Annotated in this window: 22 protein-coding genes; 16 read left to right on the forward strand and 6 right to left on the reverse strand. The window is 70.5% G+C overall.

All coding sequences use genetic code 11. The features are described from left to right. From ACTHLI_RS01960 to ACTHLI_RS02005, 10 genes are all read left to right on the forward strand, one after another. Window positions 1–660 carry a YggS family pyridoxal phosphate-dependent enzyme gene (locus tag ACTHLI_RS01960; RefSeq protein WP_440181144.1) on the forward strand — a complete coding sequence of 220 codons (660 nt, stop codon included), beginning with the start codon at window positions 1–3 and terminating at the stop codon, window positions 658–660. A 139-nt stretch (window positions 661–799) separates the two neighbouring features. Then, window positions 800–1,243, forward strand: coding sequence for a cell division protein SepF (locus ACTHLI_RS01965; protein WP_440181145.1), 444 nt, complete (start codon window positions 800–802; stop codon window positions 1,241–1,243). A gap of 66 nt (window positions 1,244–1,309) precedes the next feature. Then, window positions 1,310–1,612, forward strand: a complete 303-nt coding sequence (locus ACTHLI_RS01970; protein ID WP_440181146.1) for a YggT family protein — start codon at window positions 1,310–1,312, stop codon at window positions 1,610–1,612. 141 nt (window positions 1,613–1,753) lie between these two features. After that, the gene (locus ACTHLI_RS01975; RefSeq protein WP_440181147.1) at window positions 1,754–2,395 is read left to right on the forward strand and encodes a DivIVA domain-containing protein; all 642 of its coding nucleotides are present in this window, start codon (window positions 1,754–1,756) and stop codon (window positions 2,393–2,395) included. Next, window positions 2,385–2,963, forward strand: a complete 579-nt coding sequence (gene lspA / locus ACTHLI_RS01980) for a signal peptidase II (RefSeq protein WP_440181148.1) — start codon at window positions 2,385–2,387, stop codon at window positions 2,961–2,963. Before ACTHLI_RS01975 ends, lspA begins: the two co-directional genes overlap by 11 nt. A gap of 1 nt (window position 2,964) precedes the next feature. Beyond that, window positions 2,965–3,882 carry an RluA family pseudouridine synthase gene (locus ACTHLI_RS01985; RefSeq protein ID WP_440181149.1) on the forward strand — a complete coding sequence of 306 codons (918 nt, stop codon included), beginning with the start codon at window positions 2,965–2,967 and terminating at the stop codon, window positions 3,880–3,882. A 76-nt stretch (window positions 3,883–3,958) separates the two neighbouring features. After that, window positions 3,959–7,465, forward strand: coding sequence for a DNA polymerase III subunit alpha (gene dnaE / locus ACTHLI_RS01990; RefSeq protein ID WP_440181150.1), 3,507 nt, complete (start codon window positions 3,959–3,961; stop codon window positions 7,463–7,465). A 52-nt stretch (window positions 7,466–7,517) separates the two neighbouring features. After that, window positions 7,518–8,831 (forward strand): histidinol dehydrogenase, encoded by a 1,314-nt coding sequence (gene hisD, locus ACTHLI_RS01995; protein ID WP_440181171.1) that lies wholly within the window; start codon window positions 7,518–7,520, stop codon window positions 8,829–8,831. 49 nt (window positions 8,832–8,880) lie between these two features. After that, entirely contained in the window at window positions 8,881–9,363 is a 483-nt protein-coding gene (gene nrdR / locus ACTHLI_RS02000) for a transcriptional regulator NrdR (protein ID WP_440181151.1), read from the forward strand. A 7-nt stretch (window positions 9,364–9,370) separates the two neighbouring features. After that, window positions 9,371–10,399: a quinone-dependent dihydroorotate dehydrogenase gene (locus ACTHLI_RS02005; RefSeq protein ID WP_440181152.1), complete on the forward strand. Its 1,029-nt coding sequence runs from the start codon at window positions 9,371–9,373 to the stop codon at window positions 10,397–10,399. Window positions 10,400–10,402: 3 nt separating this feature from the next. Here ACTHLI_RS02005 and ACTHLI_RS02010 read toward each other — a convergent pair whose 3' ends face one another. Then, complete coding sequence (locus tag ACTHLI_RS02010) at window positions 10,403–10,966, reverse strand: DUF3043 domain-containing protein (RefSeq protein WP_440181153.1); 564 nt, start codon at window positions 10,964–10,966, stop codon at window positions 10,403–10,405. A gap of 38 nt (window positions 10,967–11,004) precedes the next feature. On the opposite strand from ACTHLI_RS02010, the gene ACTHLI_RS02015 reads away from it, so the two are divergent. From ACTHLI_RS02015 to ACTHLI_RS02035, 5 genes are all read left to right on the forward strand, one after another. Continuing rightward, a complete protein-coding gene (locus ACTHLI_RS02015) occupies window positions 11,005–12,414 on the forward strand; it encodes a dipeptidase (protein WP_440181154.1) in 1,410 nt (469 codons plus the stop codon). Between the two features lie 49 nt (window positions 12,415–12,463). Further along, on the forward strand, window positions 12,464–12,832 hold the full coding sequence (locus ACTHLI_RS02020; protein WP_440181155.1) for a HesB/IscA family protein: 369 nt from the start codon (window positions 12,464–12,466) through the stop codon (window positions 12,830–12,832). Window positions 12,833–13,083: 251 nt separating this feature from the next. Beyond that, window positions 13,084–14,004 carry an aa3-type cytochrome oxidase subunit II gene (gene ctaC / locus ACTHLI_RS02025; protein ID WP_440181156.1) on the forward strand — a complete coding sequence of 307 codons (921 nt, stop codon included), beginning with the start codon at window positions 13,084–13,086 and terminating at the stop codon, window positions 14,002–14,004. 11 nt (window positions 14,005–14,015) lie between these two features. Beyond that, on the forward strand, window positions 14,016–15,764 hold the full coding sequence (ctaD, locus tag ACTHLI_RS02030; RefSeq protein WP_440181157.1) for an aa3-type cytochrome oxidase subunit I: 1,749 nt from the start codon (window positions 14,016–14,018) through the stop codon (window positions 15,762–15,764). 1 nt (window position 15,765) lies between these two features. Continuing rightward, window positions 15,766–16,185 carry a cytochrome c oxidase subunit 4 gene (locus ACTHLI_RS02035; protein WP_440181158.1) on the forward strand — a complete coding sequence of 140 codons (420 nt, stop codon included), beginning with the start codon at window positions 15,766–15,768 and terminating at the stop codon, window positions 16,183–16,185. Between the two features lie 69 nt (window positions 16,186–16,254). Here the strand turns inward: ACTHLI_RS02035 and ACTHLI_RS02040 are convergent, their stop codons facing one another. From ACTHLI_RS02040 to ctaE, 5 genes are read right to left on the reverse strand one after another with little or no spacing between them, the layout of a single operon-like run. Then, complete coding sequence (locus tag ACTHLI_RS02040; protein ID WP_440181172.1) at window positions 16,255–16,767, reverse strand: NUDIX domain-containing protein; 513 nt, start codon at window positions 16,765–16,767, stop codon at window positions 16,255–16,257. Further along, a complete protein-coding gene (gene qcrB / locus ACTHLI_RS02045) occupies window positions 16,742–18,394 on the reverse strand; it encodes a cytochrome bc1 complex cytochrome b subunit (protein WP_440181159.1) in 1,653 nt (550 codons plus the stop codon). The genes ACTHLI_RS02040 and qcrB overlap by 26 nt, the downstream gene beginning before the upstream one ends. After that, window positions 18,378–19,451, reverse strand: coding sequence for a cytochrome bc1 complex Rieske iron-sulfur subunit (gene qcrA, locus ACTHLI_RS02050; RefSeq protein WP_440181160.1), 1,074 nt, complete (start codon window positions 19,449–19,451; stop codon window positions 18,378–18,380). The genes qcrB and qcrA overlap by 17 nt, the downstream gene beginning before the upstream one ends. A gap of 8 nt (window positions 19,452–19,459) precedes the next feature. Next, window positions 19,460–20,269 (reverse strand): cytochrome bc1 complex diheme cytochrome c subunit, encoded by an 810-nt coding sequence (qcrC, locus tag ACTHLI_RS02055; protein ID WP_440181161.1) that lies wholly within the window; start codon window positions 20,267–20,269, stop codon window positions 19,460–19,462. A gap of 11 nt (window positions 20,270–20,280) precedes the next feature. Beyond that, window positions 20,281–20,916 (reverse strand): aa3-type cytochrome oxidase subunit III, encoded by a 636-nt coding sequence (ctaE, locus tag ACTHLI_RS02060; protein WP_440181162.1) that lies wholly within the window; start codon window positions 20,914–20,916, stop codon window positions 20,281–20,283. A 115-nt stretch (window positions 20,917–21,031) separates the two neighbouring features. Here ctaE and trpD point away from each other — a divergent pair, with 115 nt between their 5' ends. Continuing rightward, on the forward strand, window positions 21,032–22,096 hold the full coding sequence (gene trpD, locus ACTHLI_RS02065; protein WP_440181163.1) for an anthranilate phosphoribosyltransferase: 1,065 nt from the start codon (window positions 21,032–21,034) through the stop codon (window positions 22,094–22,096). Window positions 22,097–22,156 lie beyond the last annotated feature (60 nt).

The raw sequence follows: 22,156 nt of genomic DNA on the forward strand, positions 1-22,156 counted from the left end.
GTGACCGAGCTCGCCGAAAGCCTCAGCGCGGTCCAGGAGCAGGTGGCGGACGCGGCTCGTGCCGCCGGGCGCGACCCGGCGGAGATCACGACGATCGTCGTCACGAAGTTCCAGCCGGTCACCCTCGTGCAGGAGCTCCACGCGCTCGGCGTCCGCGACTTCGGCGAGAACCGGCACCCGGAGGCACGGGACAAGGCCGCAGCCGTCCCGGACGCCACCTGGCACTTCGTCGGACAGCTGCAGACGAACAAGGCGCGGCAGGTGGCCCGCTACGCCGACGTCATCCACTCCGTCGACCGGCCGGAGCTGGTCGACGCGCTCGCGGGGCGCGAGGTCGACGTGCTCCTGCAGGTCGATCTCGGCGGCTCCGGCGAGGGGCGCGGAGGCGCGCGGGCGGGGCAGGTCCCTGCGCTCGCGGAGCGGGTCCTCGCCGCCGGTGGGCTGCGGCTGAGGGGCGTGATGGCGGTCGCGCCGCTCGGCGCCCCGCCCGGGCCGGCGTTCGCCGCCCTGGCGCTCGTCGCCGACCAGGTGCGCGCCGTCGAGCCGACCGCGACCTGGGTGTCGGCAGGCATGTCGGGGGACTTCCGCGACGCGATCGCAGCGGGTGCGACGCACCTCCGCATCGGCACCGCGATCACGGGCCCGAGACCGTCCGCCTGAGGGCCGCGCGCCCCCGGACTGGGGACGGCCGACACACCGGGAATCGCCCGGATGACCCGCCGCCCCGGAATGACATGAAGGTAATCTCGGCACGAGGGCGGCACCGCGGGGGGTGTGTGCGCAGCCCGAGGAGGATTCCATGTCGAACCCGATCCGGAAGTCGATGGTGTGGCTCGGTCTCGCGGACGACCAGTACGACTACGCCGAGCCGGTCGAACCGGTCACGCCGTACGTCCAGCCGGTCGTCACGCGGGCGCAGGTCACGCCGCTGCCTCGCCGGGTGCCGAAGACGCAGGTGCCCGAGATGAACGAGATCCTGACGGTCCACCCGCGGCAGTACCGCGACGCGCAGCAGATCGCGGAGCACTTCCGCGAGGGCACGCCGGTCATCATCAACCTCACGCAGATGACCGAGGCGGAGGCGCGTCGGCTGGTCGACTTCGCCTCCGGGCTCTCGACGGGGCTGCGGGGACGGATCGAGCGCGTGACGAGCAAGGTCTTCCTGCTCTCTCCCGAGCACATCACCGTGTCGGGCGAGGAGCCGGGTGCGGAGTCCGACCTGGACGCGACCTTCACGGGCTGATCCTGGGTCCCGCGCACCGGCCCGTGCCGGGCGCCGGGATACTGGTGCCGTGCAGGAGGCGGGACGATGAGCGTGCTCCCGCTCGTCGGGACGGTGGCGTACGTGCTGCTGCTGCTCTACTTCTTCGCGCTCTGGGCGCGCTTCATCCTCGATCTGGTGCAGGCGTTCAGCGACAGCTGGCGGCCGCGCGGGGTGGTGCTGGTCCTCGCCGAGGCGGCCTACACCGCGACCGACCCGCCGATCAAGGCGGTGCGCCGGGTGCTGCCGCCGCTGCGGATCGGGCAGTTCGCGCTGGACTTCGGGTTCACGATCGTGATGTTCGCCGTGATCGTGCTGATGTACCTCGCGATCGCGGTGCAGGGCGCCTGATCGGAAGCGCATAGCACGGATGCGGGCGACACGCGGAGCGGCGACCCACCCCCGGAAACGGGGTCGTCCGGGCCCGATCCGCGCTAACGTGTGCGGCACCGCAATCCAGCAGCCCCGCAGAGAACCATGAATGGTGGGACCATGGCCCTCACGCCTGAAGACGTCGTCAACAAGCGATTCCAGCCGACGAAGTTCCGGGAGGGCTACGACCAGGACGAGGTCGACGACTTCCTCGACGAGGTCGTGGTCGAGCTCCGGCGCCTCGGTCAGGAGAACGAGGATCTGCGCCAGCGCCTGATCGCCGGCGAGTCCCGCATCTCCGAGCTCCAGCGCTCCAACGTGCCGGTGACGGGGGAGCAGGCCGCGCAGGCGCCGATGCCGCAGCTCAGCTACCCGACCGCGCAGAACGACGTGTCCGCGGTCGACCCCTCGAACACGAACAACCTGCTCCAGCTCGCGCGGCGCCTCCACGAGGAGCACGTCCGCGAGGGCGTCGAGAAGCGCGACGCGCTGATCGCCGAGGGCCACGCGACCGCGGCGCGGGTCGTCGCGGACGCCGAGGCCAAGCAGCGTGCGCAGATGGGTTCGCTCGACCAGGAGCGCGCCCTGCTCGAGCACCGCATCGACGAGCTCCGCGCCTTCGAGCGCGAGTACCGGCAGAAGCTGAAGGGTCACATCGAGGGCCTCCTGCGCGAGCTGGACGCCTCGAACGTGGTCACGGGCTCGTACGGCGCCGTCGGCGTGCCGACCCCCTCCGGCTTCCAGGGCTTCGGTGCCAACTGACCTGAACGGACCTGACGGGGCGTCGCCGGAGACGGTGGCGCCCCGTTCCACGTCCGCTCCTGCCCGTCCCTGGATCATCGTCCTGCTCGTCGCGGTCGCCGTGGTGGTCGCAGTCACGGACCAGGTCGTCAAGGCCTGGGTCGTCGCGACCCTGCCGGTCGGCGTGCCGCGTCCCGTGCTCGGGAACCTGCTGATCTTCGAGCACGTCGCGAACCCGGGTGCCGCGTTCTCCCTCGCGACCGGGGCGACGTGGGTGTTCTCGATCATCGCGCTCGCGGTGGTCGTGTTCCTGGTCTGGTTCGCGCGGCGCATCCGATCGGTCGCCTGGGCCGTGCTGTTCGGGCTGCTGCTCGGCGGCACGCTCGGCAACCTGACGGACCGGCTCACCCGGCCGCCCGGCTTCGGCGTGGGGCACGTCGTCGACTTCATCCTCGTGCCGTGGATGCTGCCCGCGATCTTCAACCTCGCGGACAGCGCGATCGTCGTCTCGATGTGCCTCTTCGTCCTGCTGACCCTGCTCGGGCGGGGGATCGACGGCACCAAGCGGCCGCTGCGCCAGAAGGCCTGACGTGCCGGAGCGTCTCGTGCCGGTGCCCGACGGCCTCGCCGGGGAGCGGGTCGACGCCGGGCTCGCGAAGCTGCTCGGGCTGTCCCGCACCCGCGCCGCCGCGATCGCGGACGAGGGGGGCGTCGAGCTCGACTTCCGCCCGGCCGCCCGGTCGGACCGGCTCCCGGCCGGCGCGCTGCTCTCGGTGCGCTGGGAGGAGCCGTCGGCGGTGGCCGTCCAGCCCATCGCCGTCCCCGGTCTCGACGTCGTGTTCGAGGACGACGACGTGATCGTCGTCGACAAGCCCGCGGGCGTGGCCGCCCACCCGTCGCCCGGCTGGACCGGCCCGACCGTCGTCGGGGGCCTGGCCGCCGCCGGCGTGCGGGTGAGCACCTCCGGAGCGGCGGAGCGGGCCGGGGTCGTGCACCGGCTCGACGCCGGCACCAGCGGGCTGATGGTGGTCGCGAAGAGCGAGCGCGCCTACACCGTGCTCAAGCGCGCGTTCAAGGAGCGCACCGTCGACAAGGTCTACCTGGCGCTCGCGCAGGGGCATCCCGACCCGACGTCCGGCACCCTCGACGCGCCGCTCGGGCGCCACCCGAAGGCCGACTACCGGTTCGCGGTGGTCGCCGACGGCCGTCCCTCCGTCACCCACTACGACACGCTCGAGGCGTTCCGCGCCGCGACGCTGCTCGAGGTGCATCTGGAGACCGGCCGGACCCACCAGATCCGCGTGCACTTCGCGCACCTGCGGCACCCGCTCGCGGGCGACACGATGTACGGCGCCGACCCCCAGCTCGCGGAGCGGCTCGGGCTGCACCGGCAGTGGCTGCACGCGGCGCGGCTCGGCTTCGCGCACCCGGCGACGGGGGAGCCGGTCGAGTTCGAGAGCCCGCTGCCCGAGGACCTGCAGCACGCGCTCGACCTCCTGCGCGACTAGCGCCAGTGCTCCGCGAAACGCTCGCGGATCAGGGAACACGGCCACTGTCCGAGGCAGCCGTTAGCGTCCTCCCACGATGGGCGCCAACGACAGCTTCGTACACCTGCACGTGCACTCCGAGTACTCGATGCTCGACGGTGCGGCCCGGCTCGGCGACATGCTCGGCGAGGCGGCGAAGCAGGGCATGCCGGCCATCGCGATCACCGACCACGGCAACACCTTCGGCGCGTTCGACTTCTGGAAGCAGTCCCAGTCGCACGGGGTCAAGGCCATCATCGGCACGGAGGCGTACCTGACGCCCGGCACGCACCGCGGGGACAAGACCCGGGTCCGGTGGGGCGACGGTGGCGGCGACGACGTGTCGGGGTCCGGTGCCTACACGCACATGACGCTGCTGGCCGAGACGACGCAGGGCCTGCACAACCTGTTCAAGCTCTCCTCGCGCGCGTCGATCGAGGGCTACTACTTCAAGCCGCGGATGGACCGCGAGCTGCTGCACGAGCACCACGAGGGCCTGATCGCCACGACCGGCTGCCCCGGCGGCGAGGTCCAGACGCGCCTGCGGCTCGGTCAATGGGACGAGGCGGTCGCCGCCGCGGCCGAGTTCCGGGACATCTTCGGCAAGGACAACTTCTTCGTCGAGCTGATGGACCACGGCATCAGCGTCGAGCGCCGGGTGCAGCAGGACCTCCTGAGGCTGGCGAAGGAGCTGGGCCTGCCGATCGTGGCGACGAACGACCTCCACTACACGCACGCGGAGGACGCGACGAGTCACGCGGCGCTGCTCTGCGTGCAGTCCGGCTCGACCCTCGACGACCCGAACCGGTTCAAGTTCGACGGCGACGAGTACTACCTGAAGACCGCGGCCGAGATGCGGCACATCTTCAAGGACCTGCCCGAGGCGTGCGACAACACGCTCGTGATCGCCGAGCGCTGCGACATCGCGTTCGACACCTCCGCCAACTACATGCCGCGCTTCCCGGTGCCCGAGGGGGAGACCGAGGACTCCTGGTTCGTGAAGGAGGTCGACCGGGGGCTCGAGATCCGCTACCCCGACGGGGTGCCGGAGGCGGTGCGCAAGCAGGCCGAGTACGAGAAGTCGGTCATCCTGCAGATGGGATTCCCCGGCTACTTCCTCGTCGTCGCCGACTTCATCAACTGGTCCAAGAACCACGGCATCCGGGTGGGGCCGGGCCGCGGCTCCGGCGCCGGCTCGATGGCGGCGTACGCGATGCGCATCACCGACCTCGACCCGCTGCAGCACGGGCTGATCTTCGAGCGGTTCCTGAACCCCGACCGCGTCTCGATGCCCGACTTCGACGTCGACTTCGACGAGCGCCGGCGCGACGAGGTGCTGAAGTACGTGACCGACAAGTACGGCGACGACCGGGTCAGCCAGATCGTCACCTACGGCACCATCAAGGCGAAGCAGGCGCTGAAGGACTCCGGCCGCGTGCTCGGCTTCCCGTTCAGCATGGGGGAGAAGCTCACCAAGGCGATGCCGCCCGCGATCATGGGCAAGGACATCTCGCTGTCGGGGATCCTCGACCCGAACGACAAGCGCTACAAGGAGGCCGGCGACATCCGGGCCGTCATCGAGATGGACCCGGAGGCGCGGACCGTCTTCGACACGGCGCTGGGGCTGGAGGGGCTGAAGCGCCAGTGGGGTGTCCACGCGTGCGGCGTCATCATGTCGAGCGTCCCGCTCACCGACGTGATCCCGATCCAGCGGCGCGAGCAGGACGGGCAGATCGTCACCCAGTTCGACTACCCGGCGTGCGAAGCGCTCGGCCTGATCAAGATGGACTTCCTGGGCCTCAGGAACCTCACGATCATCGAGGACGCGCTCGACAACATCAACGCCAACCGCGGGCACCGGCCGGTGCTCGAGGACCTGCCGCTCACCGACGAGGAGACCTACAAGCTCCTCGCCGCCGGCGACACACTCGGGGTCTTCCAGTTCGACGGCGGCCCGATGCGCGCCCTCCTCCGTCTCATGAAGCCCGACAACTTCGAGGACATCTCGGCCGTCGGCGCGCTCTACCGGCCCGGCCCGATGGGCGCGAACTCGCACACGAACTACGCGCTGCGCAAGAACGGCCTGCAGGAGATCGTCCCGATCCATCCGGAGCTCGCGGAGCCGCTGAAGGACGTGCTCGGCACGACGTTCGGTCTCATCGTCTACCAGGAGCAGGTGATGGCGATCGCGCAGAAGCTCGCGGGCTTCTCGCTCGGTCAGGCCGACATCCTCCGGCGCGCGATGGGCAAGAAGAAGAAGGCGGAGCTGGACAAGCAGTTCGCCGGCTTCAAGGCGGGCATGAACGAGCGCGGGTACTCCGACGAGGCGGTGAACACCCTCTGGGACATCCTGCTGCCGTTCTCGGACTACGCGTTCAACAAGGCGCACTCGGCCGCGTACGGCGTGCTGTCCTACTGGACCGCGTACCTGAAGGCCCACTACCCGGCCGAGTACATGGCCGCCCTGCTCACCTCGGTCGGGGACGCCCGGGACAAGCTCGCGGTGTACCTGAACGAGTGCCGCAGGATGAAGATCCGGGTGCTGCCGCCCGACGTGAACGAGTCGATCGGGTTCTTCGCCGCCGTCGGCGAGGACATCCGGTTCGGCATGGGCGCGATCCGCAACGTCGGCGCGAACGTCGTCGAGCAGATCATCCAGGCGCGGAAGGAGAAGGGGCGCTTCACCTCCTTCCACGACTTCCTCCGCAAGGTGCCGCTGGTCGTCGCGAACAAGCGGACGGTCGAGTCGCTGATCAAGGCGGGCGCGTTCGACTCGCTCGGTGCGACGCGCCGCTCGCTGCTCGAGATCCACGAGGACGCGGTCGACGCCGCGGTCTCGATCAAGCGCAACGAGGCGAACGGCCAGGTCGACCTGTTCGGCGGGATGCTGGAGTTCGAGGAGGAGCCGGACCACGTCCCTGACCGGCCCGAATGGGGCAAGAAGGAGAAGCTCGCGTTCGAGCGGGAGATGCTCGGCCTCTACGTCTCGGACCATCCGCTCGCGGGTCTCGAGGCGCACCTCGCCAAGCACGCCTCCACCTCCATCGGCGACCTGCTCGCGCTCGAGACGCCCCCGGACGGCGAGCAGGTGACCCTCGCCGGCCTCGTCACCGAGGTGCAGCACCGGGTCGCGCGCAACTCGGGCAACCAGTACGGGATCGTGCAGATCGAGGACTTCGGCGGCACCGTGAGCGTGATGTTCCTCGGCAAGGCCTACCAGGAGTTCGCCCCCGCGCTCGTCGCAGACAGCGTGGTGGTCGTGCGGGGGAGGGTGTCGGCCCGCGACGACGGGATGAACATCCACGCGAACAGCGTCTTCGCTCCCGATCTCGGGTCGAGCGGCGGCGGCGGTCCGCTCACGATCACGCTGCCGGACGTGCGCGCGACCACGGCGACCGTGAAGGCGCTGTCCGACGTGCTGATCCGCAACTCCGGCGACACGGAGGTGCGGCTGCGGCTCACGAAGGGCGACAGCGCACGCGTCTTCGAGATCCCGTTCCCGGTGCAGGTGACCGCGGACCTGTACGGCGAGCTGAAGAGCCTGCTCGGACCGAACTGCGTGTAGCGCCACCCCTGCGGAGGTGACCACCCGCGCCTCGGTAGGCTCGTCGACCGTGCTGCGGACCATCGACCTCAGAGGTGCGTCGCTCGACGAGGCGACGATCCGCGCGGCGCTGCCCAGGCCGTCCGCCGACCCGACGTCGGTGCAGGCGGACGTGCAGGCGCTCATCGCGGAGGTCCGCGACCGCGGCGAGCAGGCGCTCCTCGAGCAGGCCGACCGCTTCGACGGCGGCCGTCCTCCTGCGGTCCGCGTGCCCGCCGAGGAGATCGTCGCCGCGGAGCAGGCGCTGCCGCCGGACATCCGCGCCGCCCTCGAGATCACCATCGAGCGGGTCCGGGTCGCGAGCCGGGCCCAGCTGTCCGAACCCGTCACGACCCGGCTCGGGGACGGCGCGAGCATCCTGCAGCGGTGGGTGCCGGTGCGCCGCGTCGGCCTGTACGTCCCCGGTGGCAAGGCGGTCTACCCGTCGAGCGTCGTCATGAACGTGGTCCCCGCGCAGGAGGCGGGGGTGCACGGGATCGCGGTCGCGACCCCGGCGCAGCGGGAGTTCGGCGGCCGGGCGCACCCGATCGTCCTCGGCGCCGCCGGGCTCCTCGGGGTCCACGAGCTGTACGTCATGGGCGGCGCCGGCGCGATCGGTGCCTTCGCGCACGGGGTGCCGTCGATCGGCCTGGCCCCGGTCGACGTCGTGACGGGACCGGGCAACGTCTTCGTCGCGGCGGCGAAGCGCGCGGTGGCCGGCCTCGTCGGCATCGATACGGAGGCCGGCCCGACCGAGATCCTCGTCGTCGCGGATGCCGCGGCCGATCCCGAGCTCGTCGCGGCGGACCTCATCAGCCAGGCGGAGCACGACGTGCTCGCCGCGGCGGTGCTCGTCACGGACTCCGGCGAGCTGGCCAGCGCCGTGGACGCGGCCGTCGAACGGCGGGCGGCGACGACGTTCCATTCGGAGCGGGTGCGGACGGCGCTGACCGCCGACCAGTCCGGCGTGGTGCTCGTCGACGATCTCGCCGCGGCGGTCGCCGTGAGCAACGCCTACGCGCCCGAGCACCTCGAGGTGCAGACCGCCGATCCGTGGCCTCTGGTGGCCCGGCTCACGGAGGCGGGCGCCGTGTTCGTCGGCCCGGGCTCCCCGGTGAGCCTCGGCGACTACGCCGCCGGCTCCAACCACGTGCTGCCGACGGGTGGCACGGCGCGCTTCGCCGCGGGCCTCTCCGTCCGGCCGTTCCTCCGCCAGCAGCAGGTGGTGGAGTACTCGCTCGACGCCCTGCGAGCCGCGCGGCCCACCGTGCGGGCGCTGGCCGATGCGGAGGGGCTGCCCGCGCACGGCGACGCCGTCGATGCCCGCTTCGGACCTGATCAGGCCTGAATCACACCGCTGTCATTCGGCCGGGCGCCCCGGTAGGATCGACGCCGAGATGCACTGCCCCTTCTGCCGCAACCCGGATACGAGGGTCGTCGACTCCCGCGTGAGCGACGACGGCCTCGCCATCCGACGGCGGCGGCAGTGCCCGAACTGCGGCAGGCGGTTCTCCACGACGGAGACGGCGAGCCTGGCCGTGATCAAGCGCAACGGCGTCCTCGAGCCGTTCAGCAGGGAGAAGGTCGTCGCCGGCGTCCGGAAGGCCTGCCAGGGACGGCCGGTCACCGACTCGGACCTCGCACTCCTCGCCCAGCGCGTCGAGGAGACCATCCGGGCCACCGGGGCGAGCCAGGTGGAGGCGAACGACATCGGTCTCGCCGTCCTCCCGCCGCTCCGCGAGCTCGACGAGGTGGCGTTCCTGCGGTTCGCGAGCGTCTACCAGGGCTTCACCTCGCTGGACGACTTCGAGGCCGCGATCACCCTCCTGCGCGTCGAGGCCGCGTCGAAGGATGGCGCGACCCCCGCGACCGGGGCCTGAGGGCGCGATGGGGGTGGTCGAGCGGGCGTACCGCGCGCTCTTCCGGCTGGTCCTGATGCGCATGGACCCCGAGACGGCGCACCACGCCGCCATGCTCGTGATCCGGGCGGTCGGCGCCGTGCCGCCCGTCGCGGAGGCGGTGCGCCGCAGCACGGTGCCCAGCGGCACCGCGGTCACGGCGATGGGCATCCGGTTCCCGACGGCGTTCGGGCTCGCCGCGGGCTTCGACAAGAACGCCGTCGGCCTGCGCGGGCTCGGGGCGCTGGGGTTCGGTCACGTCGAGATCGGCACCGTGACCGCCAGGCCGCAGCCGGGCAACCCGAAGCCCCGGCTGTTCCGCCTGCCCGCGGACGGCGCGCTCATCAACAGGATGGGGTTCAACAACGACGGGGCCGAGGTCGTCGCCCGGCGTCTCGAACGGCTGCGGCGTCGCGGCGGCCTGCCGATCGTCGGCGTCAACATCGGGAAGAGCCGCGTGACCGCCGTCGAGGACGCGGTCGACGACTACCGGTTCAGCGCCCGACTCCTCGCCCCGCTCGCGGACTACCTCGTCGTCAACGTCTCCTCCCCGAACACGCCCGGGTTGCGCGGACTGCAGGAGCTCGACCTGCTCGAGCCGCTGCTCACCGCCGTGCTCGCGGAGGCGGGGGAGACGCCGCTGCTCGTGAAGATCGCCCCCGACCTCGAGGACGACGCGGTGCGGCACATCGGCGCCCTTGCGGCCCGGCTCGGCCTCGCCGGGGTCATCGCCACCAACACGACGGTCGAGCGGTCGGGCCTCCGGACCCCGGCCCCGGCGGTCGCGGCGATGGGCGCCGGCGGCCTGTCCGGACCACCCCTCGCCGCCCGCTCCCTGGCGGTGCTGCGCATCCTCCGGGACGAGCTCCCCACCGGGGCGTGCCTCATCAGCGTCGGTGGGGTGGCGACGGCCGCCGACGTCCGCGATCGTCTCGAGGCCGGTGCCGACCTGGTGCAGGGGTACACCGCGTTCCTGTACCGCGGACCGGGATGGGCCGCGGCGATCAGCCGAAGCTGACGATCAGGCCTCCACCCGGGTGCCGCGCTTCACCTGCGGCTTCGGGACGCGCAGCGTGCGGAACTGCGCGGCGCGCATCACGACGTAGAGGTTCAGACCGCGCTCGACCTTGCCCTTGTCGCCGAGCTTCTGCGCCAGGCGTCGGCGGATCAGCGCCGCGCGCACGAGCCCGTCGATGATCGTGAGGGCCAGGTAGCCGTAGAGCGGGAAGAACAGCCACGTCGCGGACGGGATCACGAGCGTCGCGACGAAGAAGACGACGAACACGGGGATGAGGAACTCGCCGGTCGTCCACTGCGAGTCCACCCAGTCGCGGGCGAACCGGCGCTGCGGACCGCGGTCCCGCGCCGGCAGGTACCGCTCCTCGCCGTTCGCGAGCCCGATCCGGGCGCGTTCCCTCGACTCGGCCTCACGGGTCCGGGACTGCCGGCGGGCGGCCTTGCGGTCCGTGACGACGATGGGCCGCCGGTTCGCGGCCTCGCGCTCACGGCGCGACGGGGTCGCGCGACCCTTGCCGCTCGTGAGCACCTCCGGCTCGGGAGGTGTCTCCACGGTCTTCTTCGCCATCGTGGGCCTCCTCACGCAACGCCTCATAGGGTACCGGCATGCCGGTCGATCCTGCGGAGCAGCCCATCCTCGACGCCGTCGCCGCGGGCTTCCCGGCCGCGGTCGGTGCGCTCGGGAGGCTCGTGCGCATCCCCTCGGTGGCGTTCCCGGGGGTCCCGGCCGAGCCGCTCACCGAGAGCGCCCACGCGGTCGCGCAGCTCCTGCGGGACACCGGCGCCTTCGAGCTCGTGGACGTGCGGAGCGCCGAGTACCCGACGGACGAGGGGACGGCGACCGGATCCCCGGCCGTCGTCGCGCGGCGCCCGGCGGCGCCCGGCCTGCCGACGGTGCTGCTCTACGCGCACCACGACGTGCAGCCCGCCGGCCGCGAGGAGCTCTGGGAGACGCCGCCGTTCGAGGCGACGCTCGTCGGCGAGCGGCTCCACGGCCGCGGGGCCTCGGACGACAAGGCGGGTGTGATCACCCACGTGGCCGCGGTGACCGCGGCGATCAGCGCGCTCGGCGACGACCTCGGCGTCGGCATCGCGGTGTTCGTGGAGGGGGAGGAGGAGGCGGGATCCCGCTCCTTCGACGCGTTCCTCGCCGCCCACCAGGACCTGCTCGAGGCGGAGGTGATCGTCGTCGCCGACTCGGACAACGTGAGCACCACCGTGCCGGCCCTCACGTCCTCGCTGCGCGGCAACGTCACCGCCAACCTCGAGATCACGACGCTCGAGCACGCCAGCCACTCGGGGATGTTCGGGGGAGCGGTCCCCGACGCGGTGCTCGCGACCATCCGCCTGCTCGACTCGCTGTGGGACCAGGACGGCGCGGTCGCGGTGAGCGGGCTGATCGCCGCGACGCCGCCGGCCGGTGCCCCTGCGGGACCGAGCGACGAGCAGCTCGCCGCCGACGCCGCGCTGCTGCCGGGGGTGCACACCATCGGGAGCGGTTCCGTGGCGGAGCGGCTCTGGTACCGCCCGGCGATCACGGTGATCGGCATCGACGTCACCGATGTCGTCAACGCCTCCAACACGCTCCTGCCGTCGGTCCGCGCCCGGGTCAGCTGCCGCGTCGCGCCGGGGCAGACCGCCCGCGACGCCTTCGCCGCGCTCGAGCGGCACCTGCGGGAGCACGTGCCGTTCGGTGCGCGGCTCACGATCACCGACGTCGACCTCGGCGACCCGTTCCTCGTCGACCAGAGCGGCTGGGCGGCGGAGGAGGCGAGAGCCGCGCTCAGTGACGGCTGGGGCGCCGCACCGCAGCTCACCGGCATCGGGGGGTCGATCCCGTTCATCAGCACGCTCACCGAGCGGTTCCCGGACGCCCAGATCCTGATCACCGGCGTCGAGGATCCCGACACCAGGGCGCACTCGCCGAACGAGTCGCAGGATCTCGGCGTGCTCCGCAGGGCGATCACCGCCGAGGCGCTGCTGCTCGCGCGGCTCTCCCGGCGCACCCTCGACTGAACCCCGTACGGCACGCGCCCGGACCGTCGCGCGCGTCTACCATCGAGGCATGACCGACACCGCACTCACCGGCACCACCACCTCGGACACCGGCCACGGCGTGCTGCTGACCGGTACCGCGGCGAGCAAGGTGAAGAGCCTGCTCGAGCAGGAGGGTCGCGACGACCTGCGCCTGCGCCTCGCCGTGCAGCCCGGCGGCTGCAGCGGCCTCATCTACCAGCTCTACTTCGACGAGCGGCTGCTCGACGGTGACGCGACCGTGGACTTCGACGGCGTCGAGGTCGTGGTCGACCGCATGAGCGTGCCCTACCTCGACGGCGCGACCGTCGACTTCGAGGACACGATCCAGAAGCAGGGCTTCACGATCGACAACCCGAACGCGCAGGGCTCCTGCGCCTGCGGCGACTCCTTCCACTGAGTTCATTGCCGCGCCGCCGCTGCTGCGGCGCGGCTGTGCTGCTTCGCAGCGAGCCCCGAGACCACTCCGCACCCGCGACGCCGCTCGCGCACCCGGCGACACGCGCGCTCCGCCGACTCCCAGGCGAGCCCGGAGGTCGCGATCTCGCTACAACTCGTAGAAAAGACGCCCCGTCGTCCGGGTCCGGACCTTCGACGGACGATAGGCTGGCCGACGGCAGCATGTGCCTGAAGAATCGGGGAAGGGAATCAGTGCGCTCCACTCGACGACGCGTGATCCTCGTGCCGCTCCTCGCGGCAGGGATCGTTGCGGCTCTCTCGGGCTGCAGCACCCTGGAGATGCACGGCTACCTCCCCGGCTTCATCGCCGGCCAGCCGGACGCGACCAACCAGACGCAGCGGGTATCCGATCTCTGGGTCGGCTCCTGGATCACGCTGCTGGCCGTCGGCGTGATCACGTGGGCGATCATCATCTGGTTCGCCATCGTCTACCGGCGTCGTCGCGGGCAGACGGGTCTGCCGGTGCAGCTCCGCTACAACATGCCGATCGAGATCTTCTACACGGTCGTGCCGCTGATCCTCGTGCTCGGGCTCTTCGCCTTCACGGCGAAGGACCAGACGATCATCGAGACCAGGTACCACAACCCCGCCGTCGTCATCGACGCCTACGGCAAGCAGTGGGCCTGGGACTTCGACTACCGCAAGGAGCAGGTCTACGACCAGGGCGTCCAGGCGAAGCTGAGCTCGGATCCGTCGAACGCGGGCAAGGTCGAGTCGGCGCTGCCGACGCTGTACCTGGTGGTCAACAAGCCGACCGAGATCCGCCTCCGCACGCGTGATGTCAACCACTCGTTCTGGGTCATCGACTTCCTCTACAAGAAGGACATGATCGCCGGCCAGACGAACTACTGGGACTTCACGCCGACGCGCATCGGCACGTACGAAGGCAAGTGCGCCGAGCTCTGCGGCGAGTACCACTCGCGGATGCTCTTCCAGGTGAAGGTCGTCTCGCAGGCCGACTACGACGCGCACATCGCGGCGCTGCGGGCCGAAGGCAACGTGGGGCTCCTGGGCGCGGTCTACGACAAGCAGGACGGCTCGACCGGCGGCTCGCAGAACTCGGGCACGCAGGGCGGCAACGGCGACACCACCACGGGCACGAGCGGGAACTGAGGGGATCAGCGATGACTTCCACCATCGGACGGCCGACGCAGTCCCTGCCCGCCGGGCAGGCAGCCGCGGTGGCCGGCGGCAACCAGGTCGCCCGCAAGGGCAACGTCATCGTCGAGTACCTGACGACGACCGACCACAAGAAGATCGGGTACCTCTACCTGGTCACGTCGTTCATCTACTTCCTGATCGGCGGCGTGCTCGCGCTGATCATCAGGGCGCAGCTCGCGGCGCCCGGCCTGCATGTCGTGGCGACCCCGGAGATCTACAACCAGGTCTTCACGATGCACGGCACGATCATGCTGCTGATGTTCGCGACGCCGCTCTTCGCGGCGTTCGCGAACGTGCTGATGCCGCTCCAGATCGGCGCGCCCGACGTCGCCTTCCCGCGGCTCAACGCGTTCGCCTACTGGCTGTACTTCTTCGGCAGCCTCGTGGCGGTCTCCGGCTTCTTCACCCCGTACGGTGCGGCGAGCTTCGGCTGGACCGCGTACTCGCCGCTGTCCAGCTCGGCCTACTCGCCGGGTCTCGGCGGCACGCTGTGGGTGTTCGGCCTCGGCCTCTCCGGCTTCGGCACGATCCTTGGCGCCGTGAACTTCACGACCACGATCATCACCATGCGCGCGCCCGGCATGACGATGTTCCGGATGCCGATCTTCACCTGGAACACGCTGATCACCAGCCTGCTCGTGATCATGGCGTTCCCGGTGCTCGCGGCGGCGCTGCTCACGCTCGGCGCGGACCGCGTCCTCGGCGCCCACGTGTACGACTCGTCGAGCGGCGGGGCGATCCTCTGGCAGCACCTCTTCTGGTTCTTCGGGCACCCGGAGGTCTACATCATCGCGTTGCCGTTCTTCGGCATCATCACCGAGGTCATGCCGGTGTTCAGCCGGAAGCCGATCTTCGGCTACAAGACGCTCGTGTACGCGACGATCTCCATCGCGGCCCTGTCGGTCGCGGTGTGGGCGCACCACATGTACGTCACCGGTTCGGTGCTGCTGCCGTTCTTCGCGCTGATGACCATGCTCATCGCGGTGCCGACCGGCGTGAAGATCTTCAACTGGACCTTCACGATGTGGCAGGGCTCGGTGACCTTCGAGACCCCGATGGTGTGGGCGCTCGGCTTCCTGATCACCTTCATCTTCGGCGGCCTGACGGGCGTGATCCTGGCGTCGCCGCCGCTCGACTTCCACCTGTCCGACAGCTACTTCGTCGTCGCGCACTTCCACTACGTCGTCTTCGGCACGGTCGTGTTCGCGATGTTCGCCGGCTTCTACTTCTGGTGGCCGAAGTGGACGGGCAAGATGCTGAACGAGCGGCTCGGCAAGATCCACTTCTGGCTGCTGTTCGTGGGTTTCCACACGACGTTCCTCGTCCAGCACTGGCTCGGTGTGCTCGGCATGCCCCGTCGGTACGCCACGTACCAGCCGGGTGACGGCTACACGGTGATGAACCAGATCTCGACGGTCGGGGCGTTCATCCTCGCGATCTCGATGCTGCCGTTCTTCTACAACGTGTGGATCACCGCCCGCCGTGGCGTGAAGGTCACGGTGAACGACCCCTGGGGCTACTCGCGGAGCCTCGAGTGGGCGACCAGCTGCCCGCCGCCTCGGCACAACTTCACGTCGATCCCGCGCATCCGGTCGGAGTCGCCGGCGTTCGACCTGAACCACCCGGAGGCGGGCATCCCCGTCGGCGTGGGCCCGGCGAAGGACGCGCCCGACGCGCCCACGTTCGATTCGGCACGAGGAGAGGTGCGCTGACATGCGGGCGAATCTGGCGATCTTCGCGCTGCTGTCGATGTTCTTCGGCCTGCTCGCGGTGATCTACGCGTTCTGGTGCACCATCGAGTACAACGGCCGCGTCGAGCCGGTCGGCACGATCGGTCTCTCGCTGGTGTCCGTGATGGCCCTGCTCATCGGCTTCTACCTGAACCGGTCGTTCCGGGCGCAGGGCGGGGCGCTGCCGGAGGACCGGCTGGACGCGTCCATCGACGACGGCGACCCGGAGCTCGGGCACTTCAGCCCGTGGAGCTGGTGGCCGATCATCCTCGCCACCGCCGCCACGCTCGGCTTCCTCGGCGTCGCCATCGGCGCCTGGATCGGGTTCATCGGCGGCGCGCTGTTCCTCGTCGCGATCGTCGGCTGGGTCTACGAGTACTACAGGGGCTACTTCGCCCACTGAGCGCGAGCAGCCCGCACACGGAGGGCCCGGCGGCGATCGCCTCCGGGCCCTCCGTCGTCCCGCTCGAGATCACCCAGACGCCCGGGGTGGTCTGAGAACGCGCTCGAGGCGGTCGAGGAAGGGGCGCTGGCCCACGACGAGGAGGTCCCGCGCCTCGGCCGGGGAGGCCCAGCGGAGGCGGTCGAGCTCCGGCACCTCGACCGTTCGGCCCCGGACCGTCATCGTGAACGTGCCGGGGCGGAACGCGTCGACGTCCACCTCCGCCTCGACCGTGTACAGCCGCACCGTCTTGCCGGACCGCTGCCGCTCCGTCCCGAGGTCGCGATAAGGCGGTGGGGGAGGGGCGATGCCGGTCTCCTCCTGGAACTCCCGCAGCGCGGCGTCCAGCGGCTGCTCGTCGCCCTCGACCGCGCCCTTGGGGAAGGACCAGGCCGCCGCGTCCTTGCGCGCCCAGAAGGGTCCGCCCATGTGCCCGATCAGCACCTCGAGCTGCGGGGCGCGCCGAACGACCAGGAGGCCGGCGCTCAGACGAGCGCCGGCCTCCTTGGATCGCGGATCAGTGATGGTGCGCGACCTCGAGATCGGTCGAGGTGACCGGCTCGATGCGGTCCTCGAAGAACCACCGGCTCATCGCGGCCCGTGCCCGCTGGCTGATCGGGATGCGGCCGTCCGCGTTCGGGCGGATCATGAGCGGCTCGTAGTCGTAGAAGCTCACGAGCTTCCACCGCTCGTACTCGTCGACCGGCTCGCGGACCTCGATGTACTCGCCGCCGGGCAGCCGCACGATGCGGCCCGACTCGTAGCCGTGCAGCACGATCTGCCGGTCCTTCTTCTGCAGCGCGAGGCAGATGCGCTTCGTGATGAAGAACGCGGCGACCGGGCCGAGGAACAGCATGAACTGGAGGATCGTGATCACGCTCTCGATGGAGAGCATGAAGTGCGTCGCCACGATGTCCGAGCTCGCACCGGCGAAGAGGACGAAGTAGAACGTCGCTCCTGCCGCGCCGATCGCGGTGCGGGTCGGCACGTTGCGCGGGCGGTCCGCGATGTGGTGCTCGCGCTTGTCGCCCGTCACCCAGGCCTCGAGGAACGGGTAGATCATCACGGTCACGATGAACAGCCCCAGGACCACGATGGGGATCAGGATGTTCAGCGAGTACGTGGTGTTCAGGATCGTGAACTCCATCGGGATGCCGCCCGGCCCGCCCAGCCAGCCGGGCATCAGGCGCAGCGCGCCGTCCGCGAAGCCGATGTACCAGTCCGGCTGCGTTCCCGCGGAGATCGGTGACGGGTCGTACGGGCCGTACACCCAGATCGGGTTGATCGTGAAGAACGCCCCCATGAGCATCAGCAGGCCGAACACGATGAAGAAGAAGCCGCCGGCCTTCGCCGCGTACACGGGCAGGATCGGGTAGCCGATCACGTTCTCGTTCGTGCGTCCCGGACCCGCGTACTGCGTGTGCTTGTGCGTCACGACGAACACCAGGTGGATCGCGATGAAGGCGACGACCGCGGCGGGCAGCAGGAGGATGTGCAGCGTGTAGAGGCGCCCGACGATCGCCGTGCCGGGGAACTGGCCGCCGAACACGAGCCATTCGATCCAGCTGCCGATGAACGGGATGCCCTCGACCATGCCGGCGATGATGCGGAGGCCGTTGCCCGACAGGAGGTCGTCGGGGAGCGAGTAGCCGGTGAAGCCCTCCGCCATCGCGAGGATCCACAGCACGAAGCCGATCGTCCAGTTGATCTCACGCGGCTTCCGGAACGCACCCGTGAAGAAGATGCGCAGCATGTGCAGCATGATCGACGCCACGAACAGCAGCGCCGCCCAGTGGTGCACCTGACGGATCAGCAGACCGCCCCGCACCTCGAACGAGATGTGCAGCGCCGACTGCATCGCCGCAGACATGTCGAGACCCTTGAGCGGCCCGTATGAGCCGTCGTAGGTGACCTCCGCCATCGACGCCTGGAAGAAGAACGTCAGGAACGTCCCCGTGAGCAGGATGATCACGAAGCTGTAGAGCGCGACCTCGCCCAGCATGAACGACCAGTGGTCGGGGAAGATCTTCCGGCCGAATTCGCGGACGACGTAGCTGATGCCCGTCCGCTCGTCGACGTAGCGGGACGCCCAGCCGGTCACGCCACCCGCCTGGCGGCGGTCGGCGGGGGCCGTGGGGTCGTAGTTCAGAGTGTCAGGCGTTGTAGTCACCGCGGCGCTCCCAGAAGCTCGGTCCGACGGGTTCGTGGAAGTCGCTGCGCGCGACCAGGTAGCCCTCGCTGTCGACCGTGATCGGCAGCTGCGGCAGCGGGCGGACGGCCGGCCCGAAGATCACGGCCGCCTCGTGCGTGATGTCGAACTGCGACTGGTGGCACGGGCACAGCAGGTGGTGCGTCTGCTGCTCGTACAGGGCCACCGGGCACCCGACATGGGTGCAGATCTTCGAGTACGCGACGATGCCGTCGTAGTTCCAGTCCTTGCGGCCGGGCGAGACGTGCAGGACGCCCGGCTCGAGGCGCATGAGCAGGACCGCGGCCTTGCCCTTCTCCTCGAGCATGTCCGGGGCGTTGTTCAGGCCCTCCGGGATCACGTGGAAGACCGAGCCGATGGTCACGTCGGACGCGAGGATCGGGTCGCCGGTCGGGTCCTTCGTGAGCCGGGTGCCCTGCTTCCACATCGTGTGGCTGTACGCCTCCGCGGGCGTGCCCGCCGCCGGGGCGAGGTCGCGGAACAGGAAGATCGCCGGGAACGGCAGCGCGGCCATCGCCGCGATCATGCCGTTGCGGATGAGCACGCGCCGGTTGAACCCCGACTCGCGGTCCGCGGTCCGGAAGATCTCGACCGCCCTCGCCTGCACCTGCGGGGTGCCGTGGACCGGGTGGCGGATGTCGATGCCCTCCTGGTCGACCATCAGCACCTTGGCCCAGTGGACCGCGGCGATCCCGATCGCGAGCAGCGCGAACGCGAGCCCCAGGCCGATCAGCACGTTGTTGAGCCGCACCGAGCCGAGGTCGTTCGGCTTGATCGGGAACGCGAAGTAGGCCGTCATCGAGAAGATCGAGCCGACCAGCGACACGTAGAAAAGCAGGACGACGATCCGCTCGGCGCGCTTCGCCGCCTTCGGATCCTTGTCCGTCACCCGGAGTCGGTGCGGCGGCAGCCCCGGGTTGCGGAGCGCATCGCTGCGTTCCACCGCGGTGCCCGCGCTGGCCTGTGCCCCGTGGTCGCCGACCGGGACGACCTCCGTACCCATCTCGTCGTTCGCCATGCCGTGTCCTAGTTCGCCTTCGCCGTCAGCCACACCGTGAACGCGATGACCGCGCCGAGGCCGAAGATCCAGATGAAGAGCCCCTCGGCCACCGGGCCGAGGCTCCCGAGCTCGAAGCCGCCGACCCCGGACGCCTGGTTCTGCGTCTTGAGGGCGGTGATGATGTCCTGCTTCTCCTGCGGGGTGATGTTCTGGTCGTTGAACACCGGCATGTTCTGCGGGCCGGTGAGCATCGCCTCGTAGATGTGGGCGGGCGTCGTCTTCATGAGGTTCGGGGCGTACTTGCCCTCGGTGAGCGCGCCGCCCGCGCCGGCCACGTTGTGGCACATCGCGCAGTTGATCCGGAAGAGCTCGGCGCCCTTGGTCGCGTCACCCGTGAGGGTGAGGTCGCTCGACTTGGGGATGCCGGGACCGGGGGAGATGGAGGCGACGTACGCCGCCATCTCCAGCGTCTGCTGCTCGTCGAACACCCGGGGCTTGACCTCGGCCTGCGGCGCGTCCTGCGCGAGCGGCATGCGGCCGGTGCCGACCTGGAAGTCGACCGCCGCGGCACCCACGCCGATCAGCGACGGGCCCGACGACGTGCCGGACAGGTTCAGCCCGTGGCACGTGGCGCAGTTCGCGGCGAAGAGCTTCTTGCCCTCCGAGATCGACTGCGCGCTCGACAGATCGACCGCCGCGTTGGCCGGGCTGGCCGCGGTGAGGAGGGCGTACGCGCCTCCGGTGATCAGCAGACCGGTGAGGACCAGCGCGACGCTCGCGAGGGGCGACCTGCGCCCCCGCTTGCGGGCTCGGCGCTGCGTGTCGTCGGAGTTCATCGCCGCCATTCTCACGCCGCCTGCAGGACGTAGATCACCAGGAACAGGCCGATCCACACCACGTCGACGAAGTGCCAGTAGTACGAGACGACGATCGCGGTCGTCGCCTCCTTGTGCCCGAACTGCTTCACCGCGAACGCACGTCCGATCGTCAGCAGGAAGGCGATGAGCCCGCCCGTGACGTGGAGGCCGTGGAAGCCGGTCGTGAGGAAGAACGCGGAGCCGTACGCGCTGGAGTTGATCGCGATGCCCTCGCCGACGAGGGTCGCGTACTCCCACACCTGGCCGGCGACGAAGATCGCGCCGAGCACGTAGGTGAGGAAGAACCACTCGACCATGCCCCACTCGGACGGCCGCCAGCCGGTCGAGCGAGCCTGCAGTCGCTCCGCCGCGAACACGCCGAACTGGCAGGTGAACGAGCTGGACACGAGGATCAGCGTGTTCACCGCCGCGTACGTGACGTTCAGGTGCTTGACCGACTCGGTCCAGAGGTCCGGCTGCGACGTCTTCAGCGTGAAGTAGATCGCGAAGAGCCCCGCGAAGAACATCACCTCGCTGCCGAGCCACACGATCGTGCCGACCGCTACGGGATTCGGGCGGTTCACCGCCGGGGTGTTCGCGCTCTGAAGCACCGACGCACTGCTCACGGTTTCATTATGGCCGGTCGAGCCTGCTCCCAGGCCGATTCTTCGACGCGTTGTCGAAGTCTTTTCTGCCGGAGGGGGCGCGATCCGCATGAGGACGCCTCAGTAGGGTCGGAGCATGTCGGACGAGACCACGTGGCCGGGGTTGACGAACGCGCTGCTCGCGGGCAGGGACCTGCGGGTCGCGGAGGCGACGTGGGCCATGGAGGGGGTCATGGCCGGCGACGTGAGCGCTGCCACGCTGGCGGGCTTCCTCGTCGCGCTCCGCGCCAAGGGCGAGACCGTGGACGAGATCGTCGGCTTCCGTGACGCCGTGCTCGCGCACGCGCTGCCCGTCCCGCTGCCCGCGCGGGCGCTCGACCTCGTGGGGACGGGCGGCGACGGGTTCCGGACGGTGAACGTGTCGACGACCGCGGCGGTGGTGGTGGCGGCGTGTGGGGTACCCGTCGTGAAGCACGGCAACCGTGCGGCCAGCTCCGCCTCGGGGGCGAGCGACGTCCTGGGGGAGCTGGGTATCGACCTCGCGCTGGACGGCGAGGGGCTCGCGCGGGTCTTCGAGGAGGTCGGCATCACCTTCGTGTGGGCCGCGGCCTTCCACCCGGGGTTCCGGCACGCCGCGGAGGCGCGGAGCGCGCTCGGCGTCGCGACGGTGTTCAACTTCCTCGGGCCGCTCGTGAACCCGGCGCGTCCGGACGCGAACGTGATCGGGGTCGCGGCGCCGTCGGTCGTCCCGCTCGTGACCGGCGTGCTGCAGACGCGGGGGGCGACGGCGCTCGTCGTGCGCGGCGACGACGGTCTCGACGAGCTCTCGACGACGGGCCACAGCCGCATCCGGGAGGTCACGGGGGGCGCGGTCACGGAGCACGACGTCCACCCGGCGGACGTGGGGCTCCCCGTGGCCCGGCTGAGCGACCTCCGCGGCGGGACGCCGGCGGAGAACGCGGAGGCGGTGCGGCGGACCCTGGCGGGCGCCGGCGGCCCCGTCCGGGACATCGTCCTCCTGAACGCCGCGGCCGGCCTCGTCGCCTGGGACCTCTACGAGGACCCGTCTGAGGCCGAGCGGCCGATGGCGAAGCGGCTGCGGGAGGGGATCGAGCGCGCGGCGCGGGCGATCGACTCCGGCGCGGCCGCCGCGCGGCTCGACGAGTGGGTGGCCGCGACTCGGAGCGCCTCGGCAGGCTGAACGCACTTCGGCAGGCTCCTGGTCGCCCAGGAGCCTGCCGAAGTGCGGAGAGCCTGCCGA

The organism is Amnibacterium sp. (genome assembly GCF_051956055.1).
In the GTDB taxonomy this organism is placed as follows: Bacteria; Actinomycetota; Actinomycetes; order Actinomycetales; family Microbacteriaceae; genus Amnibacterium.